Origin of the sequence: Clostridioides mangenotii TR, from assembly GCF_000498755.1 — a bacterium.
GTDB classification, from domain to species: Bacteria; Bacillota; Clostridia; order Peptostreptococcales; family Peptostreptococcaceae; genus Metaclostridioides; species Metaclostridioides mangenotii_A.
This window is the reverse complement of record NZ_AXUS01000065.1, coordinates 1-1,450: the sequence shown is the minus strand read 5'-3', so window position 1 is coordinate 1,450 and position 1,450 is coordinate 1. Positions and strand designations below refer to the sequence as shown.

General features: G+C 28.5%; 2 protein-coding genes. One reads left to right on the top strand and one right to left on the bottom strand.

From position 1 onward, the window contains the following. On the top strand, positions 1-354 hold a 354-nt coding region (locus T473_RS18730), incomplete at its 5' end, for a hypothetical protein (RefSeq protein ID WP_038300774.1). Between the two features lie 38 nt (positions 355-392). Here the strand turns inward: T473_RS18730 and T473_RS0115550 are convergent. Further along, positions 393-1,211, bottom strand: coding sequence for a zinc ribbon domain-containing protein (locus T473_RS0115550; protein WP_024622386.1), 819 nt, complete (start codon positions 1,209-1,211; stop codon positions 393-395). Between the last annotated feature and the right edge of the window lie 239 nt (positions 1,212-1,450).

Genomic DNA, 1,450 nt, shown 5'->3' with positions numbered 1-1,450 from the left:
ATAGCAAATAAAATAGCACATGCATTAGATGTATCAGTGGATGCTATAATGGATTACGATTCATCTAATCAACAAGTAGATAACTTAATTCAAAGGATAGATAAACTATTAATACATCCTGAAGTAATTAGAATGAGTATCGGTAAATCTCATGAAGAAAATTTACAAGGTCTCTTTATGGAAGAAGTCGAAAACTATAATATTTCTCACATATACGATAAAGATGAAAAAATAAAAGAAGATCTAAACAAACATGTATATATCAAAGAAATCACTGAAAACTTAGAATCACTAGATCTAGAATCTCTTAAAATTATAGATGCATTAATAGTAAAATTGAAAAATGACAAATAAAAAAGCCCCTAAATGGGGCTATTATTGTATCCAAAAATCTATTCAACTGTAAATTCACTATTGGTCTTTACCATATTCTCAACGGCACGATAACTAGATAAGAATTCATCTGTTCTACTGTTATTATTAGAAGAATATTGATTATAATTTCCATTTGGGTCAGTAGCTAAACTATAAAAATCCGAATATGAATTATATAACTCACCAATTTTATTTACCATTTCCTGTAGATCCTCACATCCTTCAGGGACTACCTGTAAATTACTATATAAATCTAAAAGTTCTCCATCATATGTTTTCGCTGTTGTTATCTCACTGCTTTTACTCAACATAGCAGCAAATATAGCCTCATTGATATCAGATCCATGTTTATCTTCATATATATTTTCATGCCAATATTTTTGAGTTGTATCTGCAATATCTTCAAGATTAGCGCCTGCTAGATAAATTTTATCTACAAAAGTCTCAATATTGCCTACGTATGAAGCCCTATTTTCTAGTAATAATGCTTGTTCTTCTTCTATCTTTTGTGCCTCAATTTCTGCTGCTTTTATATTTTCTTGATTTATAGTATAAAATACCGTAAAAATAGTAAGGAATACAGCTAATAATATAAGTCCTAAATCCTTTTTGTTTAAATTTTTTACAAACAATTTAATCTTATTGTTCTTAATTTGCCCTTTTAGACTTGCCCCACATTTTGAACAAAATCTCTGATCTTCCCTTGCTTCAATCCCACACGAACCACAAAATCTAGTTGAAGTATCATTAATATCATTAATAAACTCATCATCCTCAATTTTGTTTAACGAAACATCTGATGCTTCGCTACTACTCTCATCATAGTCTCTAGTCATAAAATAACCTCCATCCTCATTATCAAAAACCCCATTAATAGTATACAATAAGAAATGGTAAATTTATGTCGAACTATAGGAGGTAAATTAAAAGTATTAAATTTTAAATAAATCTGAGAATGCACCTATTAAGGTCTCCCAAAAAAGTATTTTGAGGATTCTTTTGTCTCTTTTTTCTATTTTTCTATTTAGTAAACTTATTTTATTTATTAGTTCTTTTTTTGTTGAAGCGTAATTTA

Coding starts and splice junctions, on each gene's coding strand:
- T473_RS0115550 (WP_024622386.1), bottom strand. CDS start 1,211: ATGACTAGAGACTATGATGAGAGTAGTAGCGAAGCATCAGATGTTTCG.